Genomic DNA, 20877 nt, shown 5'->3' on the forward strand with positions numbered 1-20877 from the left:
GCGCTCGCCACCTTGCGTACTTATTGTTGTTATTGAACGGACGGACTATTTGAACTGGTCAACGTTTTGCGGTGTGATCAGGCGGAACGGCACCCAGACAGCCGACTCGACCGGCTCGTTTTTCGCCATTCTCACTGCAGTATCGATGGAACCGTCGGCCTGCCCCTTGGCATCCTGAAACACCGAAGCCGCCAGCGAGCCTTTCTTCACGGCATTCAAACCGTCCGGCGTACCATCGACACCCGCAATCAACACACTGCCTTTTTCGACGCCCGCCTGTTGCAGGGCCATCGCGGCGCCAATGGCCATTTCGTCGTTGTTGGAGACGATCGCGTCAAACTTGCGGCCCTGGGTCAGCCAGTCGTTGACCAGGGTCATGCCTTTATCCCGCAGCCAGATACCGCTCTGCTCTTGCTCGATTTTGATGTTCGGGTATTTGGCCAGTACTTCCTTGACGCCCTTGGTGCGATTGGTGGTGGAGTTGTTCGCGAGGTCGCCCAGCAAAATCACAATATCGCCCTTGCCGCCCATCTTGTCCGCCAGGTACTGCATTTGCATTTCACCGGCCTCCAGGTCGTTGGAAGCGACAGTCACCACACCTTTGGGCAGGTTCAGGTCATCGGGGCGGCGGTTGACGTAGACCAGCGGAATACCGGCCTTCACGGCGGCTTCAGTGATTTTTTTGGTTGCGGCCGTATCCACCGGGTTGACCACGATGGCATCGACTTTCTGGCTGATAAAGCTTTCGACCTGGCTCAGTTGCTTGACCACGTCGCTGCGGGCATCTTCGAATTGCAGCTGGACGCCGTCGGGGTAGGACTTGGCTTTCTTGTCCATGGATTCACGCAGGTAGGTCAGCCAGGTGTCATCGAACTGGGACATGCTGACGCCGATCTTCACATCGGCCAGCACAGCGCCGCTGGCGACCATCAGGGACAGGGCAAGTGAGGCAAAACGGATCTTGGTCTTCATGAAAAGTCTTTCTCCACATTCTTGTTGGTTTTATGGATGAGGCGTGACGATTTCAGTAAGCGGACAAGCAGGAAAAGTGTTGAAACATAACGCGAGGCAGCTCGCTGGAAATGACTTTATTGGAAAATATTTTCTATATCAACCAATTTTAGAATTTTATTCTGATTTTATTCCATGGCTTTCGAACGGGCTCAACTCCACCGCTTGATGGCGCTTGAAACTCAGCCGCGCGGCGTCTAGCACACGGGTGGTCGCCAGTGCATCACGGGCGTCCACAGGCAGTGGGCCACCGCTCTGCAACGCGGTTTGTAGCTGTAAATAGAACTGATTCCAACAGCCCCGCTCGGAGGGAACCCGTTCGCGCTCTTCGCCCTGCTCGAACCAGCCCCAGCGTCGGTGCTCCTCCACGCCCCAGCGTTCGCCTTCGGTTTTAGGCGAGAGCCCGGCAAGCGCCGACGCCTCCTGCCCGTCCAGACCATCGACGCTGTAACAGCCTTGTGTGCCGGTCACCCGAAAGCGCGGGCCGGGGGTGTTTTGCAGGCAACTGCCACCCAGGTGCGAGGTCACACCGCTGGCGTGAGTCAGGGACATAAAAAAGCCGTTATCGAACGTCTGGCCTTTCTCTAGGTAATCCAGTTCGGCATAGACCCGTGTCACCGGACCGAACAGCAACAACGCCTGATCCACCAGATGGCTGCCCAGATCCCGCAGGAAGCCGCCGCCACTGCCGTTGTTCACCGACTGCGGCGAGTAGCGCTCGATCCGCGACTCAAAACGGGTGACCTGGCCCAGCGCGCCGGACTCGATAAGTTTGCGTACGGTGAGGAAATCCGAATCCCAGCGCCGATTCTGATAGACGCTGAGCCGCACACCCTGGCGCTCGGCCATGGTAATCAGGGTTTGTGCCTGTTGCGCATCGGCAGCAAACGGCTTGTCGCTGACCACTGCCACGCCGTACTCAATGCCGTCGAGCACCAGTGCCGGGCGGCCCTTGAGTGGTGTCGACACCACCAACACATCGATTCCGGCTTCCACCAATTGGCCGATGCTGTCGAAGGCTGGCACGCCGGGATGCTCCGCGGCCAGCAATTGTCGGCGCTCGGGGGAGCGGGTAACCACGCCCACGAAGGTCGCCGTTGGCAAACTGCTGATCAGCGGAGCATGGAAAAACCGGCCGCCATGGCCGTAACCGACAAGTCCGATGCGCATACACGTATTTCCCCTGAAAGAACGTGGACCCTGTGGGAGCGGGCTTGCTCGCGAAGGCGGTGTGTCAGGCACCATCTTTGTCGACTGAAGGACCGCTTTCGCGAGCAAGCCCGCTCCCACAGGTATTGCGGTTAGCCGTAGAAGCGGGGGCGATCAGGGAGTGCGACGTTGACGATCGCCCCGCTGTTTTGCGCTTCGATGCACGCATCAGCGGCGACAGCGGCAGCAAAGCCATCCCACGCCGAAGGCCCACCCACCTGCCCGGCCCTTACACCATCAATGAACGCCTGCAACTCGACGTCGTACGCCGCGATGAAGCGATCCTTCCAGTCCATCAGAATCGCGTTGGACAACTTCGCCCCGCTGCGCAATTGAACCTGGGACGGCTCCGGCAGTTTGGCGATGCCGGTCTCCCCCACCACTTCGCACTGGATGTCGTAGCCGTACTGGCAATTGACGAAAACTTCCACGTCGATGCGTGTGCCCTTGGCGGTTTCCAGCAGAACGATCTGCGGGTCTTTCAAATGCGCGAGGGCCTTGCTGCTTTTGCGCGGGAACACCACCTGCACCGAAACGTAATCGTCGTCGAGCAACCAGCGCAGCACGTCCAGCTCATGGATCAGCGTGTCGGTGATCGCCATGTCGGTCTTGTAGTTCTCGCCCACCGTGGGGTTACGGTGAGCGCAATGCAGCATCAACGGTTCGCCGATCTGGCCACTGTCGATCACTGATTTCAACGCGCGATACCCTTCATCGTACGGACGCATGAAACCGACCTGCACCAGCCGCTTGCCATGGGCCACTTCGGCCTCGACGATCTTGCGGCAGCCTTCGGCGGTGACCGCCAGCGGTTTCTCGCAGAACACCGGTTTGCCCGCGGCAATCGCTGCCAATACGAACTCTTCGTGGCTCGGCCCCCAGGAGGTGACGAGGATCGCTTCGACTTCCGGCGCCTTGATCAGCGCATGACCGTCGGGATAGACCTCGGCAGTCAGTTTCAGATCGGAAACGACCTTGGCCGCTTGCTGCAAATTGATGTCGGTGACCGCGACCACCTGACTGTTGAGCAAGGTCTGGCTGCAACGACGGATGTGGTCCTGGCCGATGGCCCCGGTGCCGATGACGCCAAGCTTCAAAGACATATAAACACTCCTGTTTGTTCGTTTCAGGGCAATCAGTACTGACGGGCCTTGGCCAGTCGTTCGTTCAGGGTCTTGGCCACCGCATCGGTGCGGGCGCTGGTGGAGACTTGCGCCACGCCGACCCGCCACCAGGACAGGTAGCCGTGAATCATGGTTTTGGGCAGGACCTTGATATCGATCAGGGTCGACACGGTCTGCAAGCGCGCATCCGCCAATGCGGCGTGCAACTCTTCAACGGTGTTCACTTTGTAGGTCTTGCAGCCATAGGCCGCCGCGCTCATGGCGAAATCCACCGGCACAAAACCGCCGTCGAGCTTGCCGGTTTGCGGGTTGCGGTAACGGAACTCGGTAGCGAAGCTGTCCATGCCGTTGCCCATCTGCAGGTTGTTGATGCAGCCGAAGGTCATGTTGTCGAGCAGCACCACGTTGATCTTGCGTCGCTCCTGAATCGAGGTCGCCAATTCCGAGTGCAACATCATGTAGGAGCCATCGCCCACCAGCGCATAGACCTCGCGCTCAGGCTCGGCGAGTTTCACCCCCAATGCGGCATTGATCTCATAGCCCATGCACGAATATCCGTACTCGACGTGATAGGTGTTCACGCCTTTGCTGCGCCAGCTGCGCTGCAAGTCACCCGGCAGGCTGCCGGCGGCGGCAACGATCACCGCGTCATCCGCGAGGGTTTCATTGAGCACGCCGAGTACGCGGCTCTGGGTCAGGCACGAGCCGGTCAACTCGATGAATTCGCGCAACACTGCCGGGTCCAGGTGATCGTTGATTTCCGGGGTGAAGTCCTGGGTCTGGTATTCGATCTGATAAAGGCGATCGACTTCCTCATCCAGCTGCGCCCTGGCTTGACGGGGTTGATCACCCCAACCGGAGCGGTAGTCGCCCAGCGCTTCGGCCAGCGCCTGCAAACCGGTCCGGGCGTCCGCCAGTAGTTGCACGCCGTCGAGCTTCAGAGCATCGCACGGGCTGATATTGAGGTTGAGGAATTGCACTTCAGGGTGCTGGAACAAGGATTTCGACGCGGTAGTGAAGTCGCTGTAACGAGTTCCGATACCGATGATCAGATCTGCATCCCTGGCCAGCAGGTTCGCAGCCAAACAGCCGGTCTCACCGATGCCGCCGACGTTCAGGGCATGGCTGGAGACCACCGCGCTTTTGCCGGCCTGGGTTTCGGCAAAGGGAATGTCGAAGCGCTCGGCAAAGGCCTGTAACGCCGCGTTGGCGCCAGAGTATTTAACTCCGCCGCCGCAGATGATCAGCGGTTTGCGCTTGCCTTTGAACAACGCCACGGCATCGTCGAGCATCGCTTCGGTCGCCGGACGGCGCTCGATGCGGTGCACGCGTTTTTGCAGGAAGTAATCGGGGTAGTCGTAGGCTTCGGCTTGCACGTCTTGCGGTAAGGCCAGGGTTACCGCACCGGTTTCAGCGGGGTCGGTGAGCACGCGCATGGCGTGAATCGCGGCGGTCATCAGTTGCTCGGGACGGTTGATGCGATCCCAGTATTTGCTCACGGCCTTGAACGCATCGTTGGTGCTGATGCTCAGGTCGTGGAACTGCTCGATCTGTTGCAGCACCGGGTCTGGCTGGCGGCAGGCGTAGACATCACCCGGCAACAACAGCAAGGGAATGCGGTTGGCTGTCGCGGTGGCGGCAGCGGTCAGCATGTTCGCCGCGCCTGGCCCCACCGACGAAGTACAGGCGTAGATCTTGCGTCGCAGATGCTGCTTGGCGAACCCGATGGCGGCGTGGGCCATGCCTTGTTCGTTGCGGCCCTGATGGACGATCAGGTCGCCGCTGTCCTGCTCCAGGGCTTGCCCCAGACCCAGCACGTTGCCGTGGCCGAAGATGGTAAATATCCCGGCGACGAATTTGCTCTGAACCCCATCGACCTCGATGTACTGGTTATCGAGGAATTTCACCAGGGCCTGAGCCATGGTCAGTCTTGTAGTGGTCATGCTTGCACCTTTTTGTGAATGCAATCCGATCCCTGTGGGAGCGGGCTTGCTCGCGAAAGCGGCGGCACATTCAATATTTATGTCGCCTGACACACCTCTTTCGCGAGCAAGCCCGCTCCCACATTGGACCTCCATTAGGCTGACGAACGATGTCAGCCCAGGGATTTTTGCAGGTGATCCATGCTCGCGCCGATCGCCTGCTCGATATCCACCAGCCCATGCACGCTGTCGGCAAACGGTTCGAACGACAGGTAGCCGCTGTAGCCGCTGCCGAGCAAGGTCTCGATCTGCACCGCGTTGCCGAGAATGTCGCCCTCGCCCACCAGCACCCGATGGCCATCGCGGATGGTCGTCAACGGCGCTTCGGTATCCTCGACGCCGGAGATGTGCACCAGCCCGGTCAACTCAGGGAAAAACTCCTGTTCACCGGCCAGGTGATGATGAAAGGTGTCGTGCACCAGACGGAACACATCCAGCCCGCCGATGGCCTTGATCGCATCGACCGCCGTGCGTTTGCGCCGCAACGAACAGTCTTCGAAGCCCAGCGGTTCGATGAAACCGAGGATGCCGTGATCGCGCAGGATCGGCGCCAGCTGACTCAACGCCGTGCGCAGGCCCGAAGCGCGTTCGGCCTCGCTGCGCGGATCGGCCCGGTCGTTCAACGGGCACATGACCAACCCCTGCGCGCCACAATCACGTGCGTAAGCGGCGAGTTTCAACGCCTGCGCACGGCGCTCGTCATTCCACACATCAAACGGATACAACGCGTTGATCGACAGCACGGTGACGCCTTGGGCCGCACACAATTCCCGGACGTGCCCGGGCGCGGTCCCGTCCTCTATCTCGATGCCCTTGAGGTCGTTGCGGATTTCAATGGCGTCGGCCTTGAGGGTCACCGCCAACTCGATGAACGCAGGCAGGGACAAGCGTGGGGCGACCATACGGTTCAAGGCGAAACGCAGCGGTTTGCTCATTATTGTTGTTCTCCGCACAGGTGAATTATTTGGCCGTCGGCATGCTGAATTCCGGGCCCTTGGCGATGCTGTCGGGCCAGCGCTGCATCACGCTTTTATAGCGGCTGTAGAAGCGGATGCCTTCCTCGCCGTAGGCATGGTGGTCGCCGAACAGCGAGCGCTTCCAGCCGCCGAACGAATGCCAGGCCATGGGTACCGGAATCGGCACGTTGATGCCGACCATGCCGACCTTGATGCTGCGCGCAAAGGCACGAGCAATCCCGCCGTCGCTGGTAAAACACGACACGCCGTTGCCGAACTCATGGGCGTTGATCAGGGCCACGGCACTGGCGAAATCCGGCACGCGAACGATGCCCAGCACCGGCCCGAAAATTTCCTGCTGGTAGATGCTCATCCCGGTCGTGACGTTGTCGAACAGCGTCGCGCCGACAAAGAAGCCATTCTCGGCACCCGGCACCTTGAAGTTGCGCCCGTCAACGATCAGTTGCGCGCCCTGGGCCACGCCCTGATCGATGAAGCCTTCAACCTTGGCCTTGTGTTCGGCGGTGACCAATGGCCCCATGTCGGTGTCACCCTGCAGGCCATTGCCGACTTTCAACTGATCGATGCGCGGTAGCAGTTTGGCAATCAGCCGGTCCCCCACATCACCGACTGCCACGGCAATCGAAATCGCCATGCAGCGCTCACCGGCCGAACCATAAGCGGCGCCGATCAGGGCATCCGCCGCTTGATCCAGATCCGCATCGGGCATGACGATCATGTGGTTCTTCGCCCCGCCCAGCGCCTGTACACGCTTGCCACGCGAGGTCGCCTGCTGGTGGATGTACTCAGCGATCGGCGTTGAACCGACAAACGAAATCGCTTCGATGTCCGGGTGTTGCAGCAAGGCGTCGACCGCCGTCTTGTCACCCTGGACCACATTGAACACACCGTCCGGCAAACCGGCTTCGGTCAGCAGGCGGGCCATCAGCAAACTGGCGGACGGATCGCGCTCGGACGGCTTGAGGATGAAGCAGTTACCCGTGACCAGCGCCAGCGGGATCATCCACAGCGGCACCATCACCGGGAAGTTGAACGGTGTAACCCCGGCGCAAACACCGAGCGGCTGACGCAGGTTCCAGTTGTCGATGCCGCCGCCAATGTTGTCGCTGAACTCGGTTTTCAGCAGGTTCGGCGCACCGCAGGCGTATTCGACGATTTCGATGCCACGGGTGACTTCACCCTTGGCGTCGGAGAAGACCTTGCCGTGTTCGCGGCTGATGATTTCCGCCAGCTCATCGTGATGGCGGTCGAGCAGTTCCTTGAACTTGAACATCACCCGCGAACGCCGCAGGGAAGATTGCTCGGACCAGGCCGGGAAGGCTTTCAGGGCCGAGGCGACAGCCTGGTCCACGGTCTTCTGGCTGGCCAGCACGACCCGCGCCTGAACGCTGCCGGTGGCCGGGTTGAAGACGTTGCTGAACCTTTCACTGCCGCTGTCTTGCACCTGACCATCGATGTAATGACCTACAACCTGGGCGTCGCTCATTGTGCTTGTTCTCCGTGCAGAAGTTGGAATTCAGAGATCCAGCAGCCAGCTGTGCTGCGGATCGTTATGGAATTGCCAGACGCGTTTCGGGCCCGCCATCACGTTCAGGTAATACGACTCGTAGCCGTACGGCACACTGACCGGGTGATAACCCTTGGGCACGACCACAAGGTCGTTGTTTTCCACGGCCATGGCCTGATCGATGCTGCGATCGTCGGTGTAGACCCGTTGGAACACGAAGCCCTGGGGCGGGTTGATCTGGTGGTAATAGGTTTCTTCGAGAAAGCTCTGGTGCGGCAGATCGTCGGTGTCGTGCTTGTGCGGCGGGTAGCTCGACGAGTGCCCCGAAGGCGTGCGCACTTCCACCACCAGCAGCGAATGGGCCGGCTCGGTGTCCGGCAGGATGTCGCAGACGTAACGGGTATTGGCGCCCTTGCCGCGCACGCTGCGTTTCATGGTCTCGGGTTTGATCAGCCGTGGGCCGAGGTTCTCGGTTGGCGCACCGGGCGCCGCGCAAACGGCGATCTGCACATCACTCAACGCGACAATCCGGGCCTGACTGCCGGGCGGCAAGTACGCGGCGAACGGGGATTTGTCTTCAAACACCGACTGACGATCCCCAAGGTTGTCCCAGTCGAACACGCCCTGCCCCGGCGTTTCACCCTTGATGCCGACCCGCCCGCTGAGCAGCACCAGGCACAATTCCTTGTCACCGGCAGAGACCGGCAGGGTTTCGCCGAGGCTCAAGCGGTAAGCGGCGAAACCGACGTATTCAAGCTCACCTTTGCCCAACTCGACCATGGTCCGGCCACGGGCATTGCTTTTGACCAGCAGGCTCATCGTGCCGTCCTCTCGTCGAGCAGCGCACGCAAGGTGTCGAAGCCTTTTTTGGCATAGACGTAACTCGGGGCCACCGCCGGGTCCTGCTCGGCCTCGACCACCAGCCAGCCCTGGTAATCGGCCGCCAGCAGCACGTCGAGCAGTTCGGCGAAGTCGATGTCGCCATCTCCCGGCACGGTGAAGGTGCCGTTGATGATGCAGTCCGGGAAGCTCCACAGATTGTTGCGCGCCAACTGCACTACCGGTTTGCGCACGTCCTTGAAATGCACGTGGCAAATGCGTGAGATGTGTTTGCGCAGCACCTGCAAGGGTTCACCGCCCCCCATGTAGCAATGACCCGAATCGAACAGCAGGCCAACTTCACTGCCGGTCAACGTCATCAGGGTGTCGATGTCCGACGGGGATTCGACGTAGGCGCCCATATGGTGGTGATACGCCAGGCGTACACCCTGCGACAGGGTGAAGCGCGCCAGCTCGGTCAGTTTGTCAGCGTATTCCTGCCACGCCTGTTCGGTGTGAAAACGCGGGCGTTCGACCAGAGGAATACGTTGCCCTTGAATGGAATCGGCGACTTCACCGTAAACCAGCACCTTGGCGCCGTTCTTCGCCAGCAGCTCGACATGGCTGGCAATGGCGTCGATTTCCTCAGCCACGGAGCGGCGTGCCAGGCGACTGGAATACCAGCCGGACACCAGCGCCAGGTCATACGGGCGCAGTACATCGCCAACGCCTTTGGCGTCCTTGGGGAATTTGCCGTTGAGTTCGAAGCCTTCGTAGCCGATCTCCTTGCCTTCGCCGAGGGCGGTGCTCAGCGGCGTCTCGCCACCGAGGGACGGCAGGTCGTCGTTGCTCCAGGAGATCGGGTTGATGCCAATTCGGATAGCGGGCATGGCTGCACCTTTTATTGTTTTCTGAATTTCCGTTGAATCTGAGGCCGCCTTCGCGGGCAAGCCTCGCTCCTACGGGAAGCTACGGTGATCTGTAGGAGCGAGGCTTGCCCGCGAACAACGATAACGCGGTGTCGCGTCAAGCCCGGGCGGTGCGCCAGGCATCGATCAATTCGACAAACGTGCCCTGCACCTGTCGAATCAGCGCCTCGTCGTCGATTTCCCCGGCCAGCCACGCACGGCTTGGCTCCTGGAAAATAGTTCGCCCCACGGCAAAACCGCGACAGGTCCGGCTCTGGCTCGCCTGTTGAAACCCTTCGGCCAATGTCGCCGCCGGGGCATTCAAGCCCAGCAACACCACGCCTCGGCAGTACGGATCGCGCTCCTGGATCAGCTCGTCGAGTTGCTTCCACTCCTCGGCGCTCTGGGCTTCGATCTTCCACCACGCCGGGTAGATGCCCAGGTTGTAGAGGCGCTTGAGCGCGCGATACAACACGTCCGGGTGCGTCGAGGGATGATCCTTGGGCGGGATGATTTCCAGCAGCAGTTCATGACCGCTGACTTGCGACGCCTGGTACAAACCCTTGATCTGCGCTTCCTGCTCCAGGCGTAGCATTGGCTCGTCGTCCGGGTGAAATTGCACCAGGCATTTGATGATTTGCTCTTGCGGCCAGGCAATCAGGTTGCTGCCGATCGAACGCCCGTGTTCGAAGGCCAGTGGACGGGAGTTTTGTATCTCGACCGGCCGCGCCACCCACCAGCCACGACCGGTGGCCGCGTTCAGCGAGTCCTGGCCGAAACGCTGGTCCGCCAGCAGCCCGACATCGGCCTCGATGCCCTGCTCGCGCAAATCGCTTTCGACCCGCTCCACGGCTTTGATAAAGAGCTGTTTGAGTTCGCTGATGACGCCGAGGTCGCGACCGCCCTTTTGCGCCAGTTCCACCAGTTGCCAGCGATGGTCGAAGGCAAAGATGAACAGTTGCTTCCACGGCTTGCGCGACACACTGACCTGATGCAGGCGTTGCAACGTGGCGTCCTGATCCGGCCGGGTAATCGGCACCGGACTGTTGAACAGGTAATCGAGCTCGGCACGGGTCGGCATCGCCGGGGCGCAGGCATGGCGTGACACCACCAGGCCACCGCAGGCATTGGCCAACCGGCAGCAATGCTCGTCGCTGGCATCCTCCAGCCAACCGCTGAGGAAGCCGGCCATAAAGGCATCACCGGCCCCCAGCACGTTCAGCACTTCGACCCGCACACCGGGATAAATCGCGCCATCTTCCAGACGCTCCGGGATCATCCCGTGAATCACCGTGCAGCCTTGCGGACCGAGTTTGACCACCAGGGTCGCGTCGCTCAATCGACGGACGTTGCGCAGCGCGGTGAGCAAGTCCTCGGAACCACCGGCAATCAGAAACTCTTCTTCGGTGCCGACAATAAGATCGAAACGCGGGAGGATTTTCTGCACATGCTGACTGACGTTCTGGTCGGCAATGAACCGGGTTTCGCCGTCGGCCTTGCCGGCAAGCCCCCACAGGACCGGGCGGTAGTCGATGTCCAGAACCCGTTTGACGTTGTGTTTTTCGGCGTAGTCCAGCGCCTGGATACTCGCCTTGTAGACGCCGTCGGTGGAGAAATGCGTGCCGGTGATCAGCAAGGCTTTGCTGGAGGCGATAAAGGCTTCGCTGATGTCTTCGGCCCGTAGCGCCATGTCGGCGCAGTTTTCGCGATAGAACACCAAAGGAAAGGTCTCGCGGTCCTTGAGGCCGAGCAACACCATCGCCGTCAGGTGCTCCGGATCAACGTTGATACCGCTGGTGTCGCAGCCTTCGCGGGCCAGGGATTCGACCAGGAAACGTCCCATGTGGTCGTCCCCTACCCGGCTCAGCATCGCCGACTTGAGCCCCAACCGGGCGGTGCCGAAAGCGATGTTGGCGGACGATCCACCGAGGTACTTGGCGAAGCTGCTCACATCCTCCAACCGCGCCCCGACTTGCTGCGCATAGAGGTCGACACCCAGTCGCCCCAGGCAAATCAGATCCAATTGGCGTCCACTGGCAAAACGAGTCTGGCCCATGCTGGCTCCTGTTATTTTTATCAGCCTGTGTTCAGGACGATGACCGTGCCGAACACTCTTGGTGGATGCAGACTAAAACGACCGGGACCGAATAATCAATAATTATTCCAAATAATTTTTACGTGGAATATTTTTTCCAATAAGCTTCATTACAAGCACTCCAGACGCGGTGCATCGTTTCAGCAAGCCTCACACTACTGCAAGCTCATGATTTTGTTCGGGCCTACCCTGTAGACTGCGCACAGCCAACCTATTGTCCTGGGACGCGGTGAAACATCGTCGCTAGTAAGAACAAGCCAAGAACAAGCCAGAAGGATTCCTTATGTCCCGCACCGATCAGCCGGATACGACCGAGAGCACGCCCGAGAGCGATCTTGTCAGCCCCCCGATCAATGCCGAGCGCCTGCTGCAGCTGATCACCAATGAATACGAAAGCCTGCCGCGCCAGCTCAAACGCATTGCCAGTTACATGAGCCAGCAGAGCGACCGGATCATGGTCGACCGCATCAGCGACATCGCTCGCGAGTGCGAAGTGCACCCGTCGGCCATCGTGCGGTTTTCCCAGCGTTTCGGCTTCAGCGGTTTCAGCGAAATGCAGGCACTGTTCCGCGAGGCGTATACCCACAAAACCACGCCGGTACAGAACTACCAGCAGCGCATTCGCAGCATGATCGCCAACAAGTCGCAGAAAGCCAGCGGCGGCGACCTGGCGCGCGAGTGCATCGACGCGACCCTGTCGGGCATCGAGCGACTGGGGCTGGAACTCGATGACCAGGCCTTCGACAAGGCCGTGGACCTGGTGGTCAACGCCGACAACATCTACGTGGTCGGCGTGCGTCGTTCGTTCGCGGTAGCCGATTACCTGGTCTACAACCTGCAACACACCAACAAGCGCATTCATTTGGTGTCTGGGCTCGGCGGCAGCTACCGCGAGCAGATGCGCAGCGTACGCGCCAATGACCTGGTGATCGCCATCAGCTTCACGCCATACGGCAAGGAAACCCAGCACTGCCTGCGCATCGCCCAGCATCATCAGGCGAAAACCCTGATCATCACCGACAGCAATCTCTCGCCCCTGGCCAAGCGCGCCAACACCCTGCTGCTGGTCAACGAAGGCAGTTCGTTTGCGTTCCGTTCATTGAGTGCGACCCTGTGCCTGTGTCAGGCGCTGTTTATCGCCGTGGCCTATCGACTGGAGTTGAAGGTCGATGAGATTCACGAACAGGTCGGGTTCGACGACTGACCCGGACACAGGTGTTACGGTTCCGTATACGGCGACTCAGCGATCGCGTGTAAATATTTATTCTAAAAATTGAAACAAGAGAATATTTATTCTATAAATTGGATCTCTGAAAACAAGAATCCAAAGGATCCTGTCATGCGCGAACTCGGAATCGGACTTATCGGCACGGGTTTCATGGGCCGTGCCCATGCCTTGGCCTTTCGCAACGTCAGTGCGGCATTCGAACTGCCCTTCACGCTTCGCCTCGCCGCCCTGGCCGACGCCGATCCCGTTCGTGCGCAAGCATGCGCCACTGCCTGGGGCTTTGAGCAGGCCCATGGCGACTGGCAGCAATTGATCGACGACCCCAAGGTCAACCTGATCGCCATCACCACCCCCAACCATCTGCACTACCCGATGGCCATGGCCGCTCTTGCCGCCGGCAAGGCGGTGTACTGCGAAAAACCGCTGGCGGTGAACCTTGAACAGGCGAATGCCATGCACGTGGCGGCCAAGGATGCCGGCGTGGTCACCCGTGTCGGCTACAACTACCAGCACAACCCGATCATTGGCCTGGCACGTGAATTGATTCTGAGCGGCGAACTCGGCGAGATCATCAGTTTTCAAGGCGAATTCAGCGAAGATTTCATGGCCGATCCAGCGTCCCCCTGGTCGTGGCGCTGTGAGGCCGGGCATGCCGGCGGGGCATTGGCGGATCTGGGCAGTCACTTGCTCGCCATGGCGCGCCATCTGTTGGGTAATGTCGAAGCGGTGTGCGCCGACTCCCAGACTGTGCACCGCCAGCGCCCGGTCACGGCCGGTAGCCAGGATCAACGCAGCATTGCTGTTGACGATCACGCCCATGCCTTGCTGCGCTTTGCCAGCGGCGCCCGTGGCACCTTCAGCAGCAGTTGGCTCAAGCACGGCTACAAGAATCATCTGAGCTTCGAGATCAGCGGTACCCGAGGCACCCTGGCGTTCGATCAGGAACGCTTGAATGAGTTACGCCTGTGCCGCGCCGGCCAGGACGGTTTCCAGCGTTTACTCGCCGGACCGGACTTGCCCGGTTACGCAGCGTTCAGTCCAGCGCCAGGGCATCAGTTGGGCTACAACGAGTTGAAGACGCTGGAAGTGCATGAGCTGATCATGGCCTTGGCCGGCCACGGACAAGCCGGCACCGATTTCGAGCAAGCCTTTGAAGTGGAGCGACTGGCGACGGCGATTCGACTGGCGGCGCGGGAACAGCGCTGGGTCAACATCAGCGAGGTCTGATCGCAATAGGCGTTGAAGAACGCCAATTCCTGTGGGAGCGAGCCTGTTCGCTCCCACAATTGTTCTGCGTGCTGCGGGCGTTTTGCGACCGGCGCAGACAATCACCCGCGCTAAACTCCGACATCATCAAACTTTCCCCGCCAATCGCTCCGGCCACCTTCACGCCAGCATCAAGCCCCCCGGATGATCAGGACTGCTGCCCAATCCTGTCAGCGTGGATAATCCTGCGACTCATGGGCTTTCACCGAACCACGAGGCACTATTCCTCGTGGACCTCAGACTCATTACTGGCCAACGAACGTCTTTCACATGATCAACGAGAACAAAGGCATACAGTCCGTCGAGCGCGCGATGATGATCCTTGAAACCATCGCGGCGGCAGGGGGCGAAATCCGCTTGGTGGACCTTGCGGCGCAATCCGGCCTGCACAAGAGCACCTTGCACGGCCTGCTCAATACACTGGCCGCCATGGGCTACATTGCCCGCCGTGGCACTCACTATGCGTTGGGTTTGCGCCTGCGCGAAATCGCTCAACCGTTGAGCGACGCCGATGCGTTGCTGCGTGAAGCCTTTGCCCCTGCGCTGCGCATGCTGGCCGAACGCAGTGGTGAAACCTGTTTCCTCGCAGCGCCCTGTGGCACCCGCGAATACCTCTACATGGATGCCCTGGAAGGCAGCGGCAACTTGCGCGTTGCAAGCCCGCGCGGGCGTCGCGCCGGGCTGACCACCTCGGCCATCGGTAAAATATTCCTGGCCTTTGACGAGGACCTGCGCCGCAGTCTGCGTCGAGCGGACTTGCTGCCTGCGGAACTGGAAATCGAGTTGGCCGGTATCGTCACCCATGGCTACGCGTTAGACCTTGAAGAAGCCGAGCCGGGGCTTAACTGCGTCGCCCTGCCCCTGCGCTTGCAAGGTCGCGTGGTGGCGGCGCTCGGTGTTGCCGCGCCCGCCTCACGCTTGCCCAAGACAGCGTTGTGCACGTTGGCGAACCACGCCATGCGCGAAATGTTCGACATGCTCAAACTTTAACCGCCAATGGCCTGGGGCATATTCCCTTGAAAAGCAATCGTCGGGATCATCGCGTTCCTGTCGTTTTATTCAATGGAGTCCCGAATGTTTGAGCAATTGTCCCAGCAGGTCATTAACCGTGCACAAGCGCAGGCGCGTGATCAAGGCTTCGCCGTCTGCATCAGCGTGGTCGACGATGCCGGACTTCTGCGCCATTTCGTGCGCATGGATGACGCTGTGCCAGGCGCCATCGATGTTTCGCTGAAGAAAGCACGCACGGCTGCGTTGTTTCGCACCGACAGCGCCGAACTGGGTATGGAAGCGCAACCGGGCGGAGCCATTTACTCGCTGGAGGCTACCAACGGCGGCCTGATCAGCTTTGGCGGTGGCGTGGTGTTGCGTGATGAACACGGCAAGGTCATCGGCGCCGTTGGCGTTGCCGGGGCGACCGTCGAGGCGGATCAGGTGATTGCCCTGCAGGCAGCGGGTCGTCCATGAACCCGACCACGCAACGTATTCACCCTGGCGTGGTGGCGCTGGCGGTGACCGCTTTCGCTATCGGAATGGCCGAGTTCATTGTCGTCGGCATTCTCCCGGCTATCGCCTCTGACCTCGACATCCCACTGGCGCGCGCGGGAAGCCTGGTCGGGCTGTACGCATTGGCGCTGGCACTGGGCACACCGCTGACCGTTCTGGCACTGGCGCGCCTGCCGCGCAAACCGGTGCTGCTGGCGTTGATTGCGGTGTTTCTGGGCGGGAATCTGCTGGCAGCGCTCTCCACCGATTACCCTTGGTTACTGGCAGGACGCATCATCACCGCGCTTGCTCATGGCAGCTTTTTTGCCATTGGTGCCACCGTCGCCGCCAGCCTGGCGCCAAAGGGACAGGCAAGCAAAGCCATTGCCGTGATGTTCGCCGGCCTGACGCTGGCGATGGTCATCGGTGTGCCGATTGGCAGCATCCTGGGTAACGCGATGGGGTGGCGGCTGCCATTTTATGCGGTCGCGCTGCTGGCTGCCCTGGCCTTGATAGCCAGTGCGCGGTGGTTGCCGAACGTACCGACACCGCCGTCGGGCAAAGCTCTCACTCAGCTGGCGGCACTCAGGCACCCGGCCATTCTGGCGATGATGGCCGTGACCGTGCTGGGTTTTGGTTCAAGCTTTGCCGCCTTCACCTTTATCACCCCGATCCTCACCGACATCAGCGGCTTTTCCACCGCGACCGCCAGTTTGTTGTTGGTCGTATTCGGCGCTGCGACCCTGGTCGGCAATCTGGTCGGGGGCCGACTCGCGGCCACGATGGGCTGGCAATCGGCGCTGCGAATGATCTTTGTGCTACTGACACTCGTGCTGGCGGCGGTCGCACTGCTGCTGCCCTATCAACTGCCGATGGTAGTGATGCTGTTTTTCTGGGGCGCGCTGGCGTTCGGTCTCTCTCCCGCCGCCCAGGCCGGCATGCTGGCCACCGCCGAACGCTATACCCCGCACGCCGTGGCGTTCGCTTCGGCGCTGAACATTTCGGCCTTCAACCTCGGTATAGCCTTGGGCGAAACCAGCGGCAGTGCCCTGGTCGCCAATGGGCAAATGGCTCTCACGCCCTGGGCTGGTGTTGTGACCGTGATCCTTGCGCAGTTGCCGCTGATCTGGCTGCTGTCGCTCAACCGAAAAGACTCGCTTGAGCAATTTGCATAGTGCAATGGCGAACACCACAAAAGCAGAAGCCCGGCTTGCCGGCGATGGCGTCCTGAAGATCGCTATCGCCGGCAAGCCGGGCTCCTACAGTGGTGTGTTGCTCAAGCCTCGTGCATCAACAGCACTTTGGCCCGGCCTTGCTTCCGTAACGCGCTTCCTGGCGTTCCCGGAAGAACACCTCGTAACTCATCACCGGTTTGTCCGGATGTTTGGTCTGCATATGCTCGACGTAAGTATCGTAGTCGGGCATGCCGACCATCAGGCGCGCGGCCTGACCGAGGTATTTACCGAGGCGACTCAGGTCATTGAACATGCTGCACTCCTCGATCACGCATTCGGCAGGGCCTGGAATGGCGCTTCTTTATCCGTGCGCTCCTTGGTTCCCCACGCGGCAATGCCGACCTTGAGGGCAAAGAACAGGATGCTGAACACCACCAACAGGAACAGCGCGGTCAACGTCGCATTGGTGTAGGCGTTGTAGATCACGTGCTGCATCTGCTCGATGCTCTTGGCCGGAGCGAGTACCTGACCGTTGGCCAAGGCGTCGCTGTACTTCTTGGCCAGCGCGAGGAAGCCGATGGCCGGGTTGGCGTCGAACAGCTTGATGAAGCCGGCGGTGGTGGTGCAGATCAGCAGCCAGACCGCTGGCAGCATGGTCACCCAGACGTAGCGCTGGCGCTTCATTTTGATCAGCACAACCGTCGCCAACATCAGCGCGATACCGGCCAGCATCTGGTTGGAGATGCCGAACAGCGGCCACAAGGTGTTGATGCCACCCAGCGGATCGATCACGCCTTGATAGAGCAAGTAACCCCACATCGCCACACAACCGGCGGTGGCGATCAGGTTGGCGGTCCAGGATTCGGTGCGTTTCAGCGCCGGCACGAAGGAGCCGAGCAAATCCTGCAACATGAAGCGACCGGCACGGGTACCGGCATCGACTGCGGTCAGGATGAACAGCGCTTCAAACAGGATCGCAAAGTGGTACCAGAACGCCATGGTGTTTTCACCCGGCAGGACGTGGTGCAGGATCTGCGCGATACCGACCGCCAGGGTCGGTGCACCGCCGGCACGGGCCAGGATGGTGGTTTCACCGATGTCCTTGGCCACTGCTTGCAGCGCTTCCGGGGTAATTGCAAAGCCCCAGCTGCTGACGGTCTGCGCAACCGAAACAGCATCCGCGCCGACAATCGCCGCTGGGCTGTTCATGGCGAAGTACACGCCCGGATCGATCACCGATGCCGCAACCATGGCCATGATGGCGACGAAGGATTCCATCAGCATGCCGCCGTAACCGATGTAGCGGGCATGACCTTCACTGGCGAGCAGCTTCGGCGTGGTGCCGGAAGCGATCAGCGAGTGGAAACCCGATACCGCGCCACAGGCAATGGTGATGAACAGGAACGGGAACATACCGCCCTTCCACACCGGACCGGTGCCATCGATGAACTGGGTCAGTGCCGGCATTCTCAGCTCGGGCATGGTGATCAGAATGCCGATCGCCAATGCCACAATGGTGCCGATTTTCAGGAACGTGGAGAGGTAGTCACGCGGTGCCAGAATCAACCACACCGGCAGTACCGCGGCAACGAAACCGTAGCCGATCAGCATCCAGGTGATTTGAATGCCGGTGAAGGTGAAGGCCTTGGCCCACACTGGGTCAGCGGCAATCTGCCCGCCCAGCCAGATCGAGCCCAGCAGCAGGAACACGCCGATGATCGAGATTTCACCGATGCGACCCGGACGGATGTAGCGCATGTAGATGCCCATGAACATCGCGATCGGGATGGTCGCCATCACGGTGAACATGCCCCAAGGGCTTTCGGCCAGGGCTTTGACCACGATCAGCGCCAGCACCGCGAGGATGATGATCATGATCAGGAAGCAGCCGAACAGCGCGATGGTGCCGGGGATGCGGCCCATTTCTTCGCGGACCATATCGCCCAGGGAGCGACCGTTGCGGCGGGTGGACATGAACAGGACCATGAAGTCCTGAACCGCACCGGCCAGCACCACGCCGGCGATCAGCCAAAGCGTGCCGGGCAGATAGCCCATCTGCGCCGCCAACACCGGACCGACCAGCGGGCCTGCGCCGGCGATGGCTGCGAAGTGGTGACCAAAGAGTACGTGCTTGTTGGTCGGAACGTAGTCCAGACCATCGTTATTGAGTACGGCGGGAGTGGCTCGATTGGGGTCCAGTTGCATCACCTTGTTGGCGATGAACAGGCTGTAATAGCGGTATGCGACGAGGTAGATGGCGACGGCTGCGACTACGATCCAGAGGGCGTTGATCGCTTCGCCGCGGCGCAGGGCCACGACACTCAGCGCAAACGCTCCCAGAACAGCCACGGCAAACCAGGCGAGGTGTTTAGCCAGACGGGGCATAGCGTGTCTCCTGCCGACAGCTTGTGACTGCGGCGGTAATTTTTATAATTGTGTCCGCTGTGCGGAGCTGGCCCAATATCCGCGCATGCCGTCTACAAATAAATCCGCGTTACTACGTACGCGCCCTCTACGTAGTTCTACGTAGAAACTGTAAAACCTGTAGGAGCCGGCTTGCTGGCGATCCAGGCGACGCGGTGTATCAGTCACGCCGCCATCGCCAGCAAGCCGGCTCCTACAATTCGGCGTTGTCCGGTCATTCCGTCCAGCAGCGCTACTGGACGTGCGCATCTTTGGCATATGATGCCGGCCTTCGCCTTCCCCCGATCCGGACAGGAGCCCAGATGCAGCTCAAACACAAAATCGTCGCGCTCGGGATTCTGCCGCTGGTGTTGGCGATCGCTGTCATCTGCGGGCTGGTGATTTCCCTGAACCGCCAGGTGGGTGATCAACAGGCGCAATTGATCGAAGACAGCATCCTGGCGAGCAAGCGCGCCGAACTGAAAAACTACGTGGAAATGGCGCAAAGCCTGATCGCGCCGCTGTACGACGACGGCCACGGTGATGAGCACGCCCAGCAACGCGTGCTGGAAGAACTGCGCAAACTCAGCTTTGGCATCAATGGCTACTTCTTCGTGTACGACCGCGAAGGTCGCAGCCTGATGCACGCGCGGCAGTCGGAACTGGTCGGCCAATACCTGTGGGACATGAAGGACCCGCACGGCCTGCCGGTGATTCAGGCTTTGCTCAAAAGTGCGCAATCGGGCGAAGGCTTTCAACGCTACGCCTGGAACAAGCCGTCTTCCGGTCAGGTAACCGACAAGCTCGCCTACGTGGTGATGCTGGATCGCTGGGGCTGGATGCTCGGCACCGGCATTTACCTTGAGGACGTCGAACGCGCGACCCAACAGGCGCGTGACGAGGTGGCCCAGGGCATCCGCAAAACCATGCTGGCGATTGCCGCCGTGGCGCTCGTGGCGGTGCTGTTCGTGTTTGCCAGCGGCATGACACTGAACGTCAGCGAGCACCGTCTGGCCGACAAAAAACTGCAACGCCTGACCCAGCGAATCGTCAGTTTGCAGGAGGAAGAACGCTCGCGGGTTTCCCGTGAACTGCACGACGGCATCAGTCAGGTGCTCGTCTCCATCAAGTTCCAGTTCGAACTTGCCAGCCATGTGCTGGAGAATGGACAAGACAAGGGTTTGAGTATTTTAAGAGAGGCCACGGAACGACTCGGCGAAGCGATTGGCGAGGTGCGCAGCCTCTCCCACGACCTGCGCTCATCCTTGCTCGACACCCTGGGGCTGTCGGCGGCCATCGGTCAACTTGCCGAGGAATTCGAGCAACGCAGCGGCCTCACCGTGACCTATAACGACAACGAATTCGACTGCCATCTGGTCGATGGCGCGGCGGTTTCGTTGTTTCGCATTGTGCAGGAAGGCCTGACCAACATTGAACGCCATGCACAGGCAAAAAACGTTTCCATCAACCTGCACGGTTCTGAAGAATCCATCCGGCTGACGGTGATCGATGACGGTATCGGCTTCAACGTCGCCCAGGTCGAACGTGGCCATGCCGGCATCGGCCTGCGTAATATCCGTGAGCGTGTCGAGCACTTTGGCGGCCGGTTCGAGCTGATCTCGGTGCCGGGAAGAAGTGAGCTGGACGTGCTGCTGCCCATGAAAATGCCCGGCACAAAACGCTGATCA

At 60.4% G+C, this 20877-nt stretch carries 17 protein-coding genes; 6 read left to right on the plus strand and 11 right to left on the minus strand.

The window, feature by feature from the left end:
• Positions 1 to 45 precede the first annotated feature (45 nt).
• The 9 genes from IB245_RS19180 to IB245_RS19220 all read right to left on the minus strand — a co-directional run bounded on the left by IB245_RS19180 (position 46) and on the right by IB245_RS19220 (position 11593).
• On the minus strand, positions 46 to 972 hold the full coding sequence (locus IB245_RS19180; protein ID WP_008039109.1) for a sugar ABC transporter substrate-binding protein: 927 nt from the start codon (positions 970 to 972) through the stop codon (positions 46 to 48).
• Positions 973 to 1128: 156 nt separating this feature from the next.
• Entirely contained in the window at positions 1129 to 2181 is a 1053-nt protein-coding gene (locus tag IB245_RS19185; protein ID WP_192228358.1) for a Gfo/Idh/MocA family protein, read from the minus strand.
• Between the two features lie 131 nt (positions 2182 to 2312).
• Positions 2313 to 3323: a Gfo/Idh/MocA family protein gene (locus IB245_RS19190; RefSeq protein WP_008039111.1), complete on the minus strand. Its 1011-nt coding sequence runs from the start codon at positions 3321 to 3323 to the stop codon at positions 2313 to 2315.
• A gap of 32 nt (positions 3324 to 3355) precedes the next feature.
• Positions 3356 to 5287: a 3D-(3,5/4)-trihydroxycyclohexane-1,2-dione acylhydrolase (decyclizing) gene (gene iolD, locus IB245_RS19195; protein ID WP_192228359.1), complete on the minus strand. Its 1932-nt coding sequence runs from the start codon at positions 5285 to 5287 to the stop codon at positions 3356 to 3358.
• Between the two features lie 152 nt (positions 5288 to 5439).
• Positions 5440 to 6261, minus strand: a complete 822-nt coding sequence (locus IB245_RS19200; protein WP_192228360.1) for a TIM barrel protein — start codon at positions 6259 to 6261, stop codon at positions 5440 to 5442.
• A gap of 25 nt (positions 6262 to 6286) precedes the next feature.
• Positions 6287 to 7789: a CoA-acylating methylmalonate-semialdehyde dehydrogenase gene (locus tag IB245_RS19205; RefSeq protein WP_192228361.1), complete on the minus strand. Its 1503-nt coding sequence runs from the start codon at positions 7787 to 7789 to the stop codon at positions 6287 to 6289.
• Between the two features lie 30 nt (positions 7790 to 7819).
• Positions 7820 to 8629 (minus strand): 5-deoxy-glucuronate isomerase, encoded by an 810-nt coding sequence (gene iolB, locus IB245_RS19210; protein WP_008039118.1) that lies wholly within the window; start codon positions 8627 to 8629, stop codon positions 7820 to 7822.
• Positions 8626 to 9519 carry a myo-inosose-2 dehydratase gene (gene iolE, locus IB245_RS19215; protein WP_008039119.1) on the minus strand — a complete coding sequence of 298 codons (894 nt, stop codon included), beginning with the start codon at positions 9517 to 9519 and terminating at the stop codon, positions 8626 to 8628. Before iolE ends, iolB begins: the two co-directional genes overlap by 4 nt.
• 136 nt (positions 9520 to 9655) lie before the next feature.
• On the minus strand, positions 9656 to 11593 hold the full coding sequence (locus tag IB245_RS19220) for a bifunctional 5-dehydro-2-deoxygluconokinase/5-dehydro-2-deoxyphosphogluconate aldolase (protein ID WP_192228362.1): 1938 nt from the start codon (positions 11591 to 11593) through the stop codon (positions 9656 to 9658).
• Between the two features lie 322 nt (positions 11594 to 11915).
• Here IB245_RS19220 and IB245_RS19225 point away from each other — a divergent pair, with 322 nt between their 5' ends.
• The 5 genes from IB245_RS19225 to IB245_RS19245 all read left to right on the plus strand — a co-directional run bounded on the left by IB245_RS19225 (position 11916) and on the right by IB245_RS19245 (position 16786).
• On the plus strand, positions 11916 to 12836 hold the full coding sequence (locus IB245_RS19225) for a MurR/RpiR family transcriptional regulator (protein ID WP_008039123.1): 921 nt from the start codon (positions 11916 to 11918) through the stop codon (positions 12834 to 12836).
• 135 nt (positions 12837 to 12971) lie between these two features.
• Positions 12972 to 14087: a Gfo/Idh/MocA family protein gene (locus IB245_RS19230; protein WP_192228363.1), complete on the plus strand. Its 1116-nt coding sequence runs from the start codon at positions 12972 to 12974 to the stop codon at positions 14085 to 14087.
• Between the two features lie 309 nt (positions 14088 to 14396).
• Entirely contained in the window at positions 14397 to 15116 is a 720-nt protein-coding gene (locus IB245_RS19235; protein ID WP_192228364.1) for an IclR family transcriptional regulator, read from the plus strand.
• Positions 15117 to 15200: 84 nt separating this feature from the next.
• Positions 15201 to 15593, plus strand: coding sequence for a GlcG/HbpS family heme-binding protein (locus IB245_RS19240; protein WP_008039127.1), 393 nt, complete (start codon positions 15201 to 15203; stop codon positions 15591 to 15593).
• A complete protein-coding gene (locus IB245_RS19245) occupies positions 15590 to 16786 on the plus strand; it encodes an MFS transporter (protein ID WP_192228365.1) in 1197 nt (398 codons plus the stop codon). The genes IB245_RS19240 and IB245_RS19245 overlap by 4 nt, the downstream gene beginning before the upstream one ends.
• Before the next feature lie 115 nt (positions 16787 to 16901).
• Here the strand turns inward: IB245_RS19245 and IB245_RS19250 are convergent, their stop codons facing one another.
• Both IB245_RS19250 and IB245_RS19255 read right to left on the minus strand, forming a co-directional pair.
• Entirely contained in the window at positions 16902 to 17099 is a 198-nt protein-coding gene (locus tag IB245_RS19250; protein WP_007900300.1) for a YbdD/YjiX family protein, read from the minus strand.
• A gap of 14 nt (positions 17100 to 17113) precedes the next feature.
• Positions 17114 to 19171, minus strand: a complete 2058-nt coding sequence (locus IB245_RS19255; protein ID WP_008024713.1) for a carbon starvation CstA family protein — start codon at positions 19169 to 19171, stop codon at positions 17114 to 17116.
• Positions 19172 to 19512: 341 nt separating this feature from the next.
• On the opposite strand from IB245_RS19255, the gene IB245_RS19260 reads away from it, so the two are divergent.
• Positions 19513 to 20874, plus strand: a complete 1362-nt coding sequence (locus IB245_RS19260) for a cache domain-containing protein (protein ID WP_192228366.1) — start codon at positions 19513 to 19515, stop codon at positions 20872 to 20874.
• Positions 20875 to 20877 lie beyond the last annotated feature (3 nt).

Source organism: Pseudomonas sp. PDM02, assembly GCF_014852285.1.
GTDB lineage: Bacteria > Pseudomonadota > Gammaproteobacteria > Pseudomonadales > Pseudomonadaceae > Aquipseudomonas > Aquipseudomonas migulae.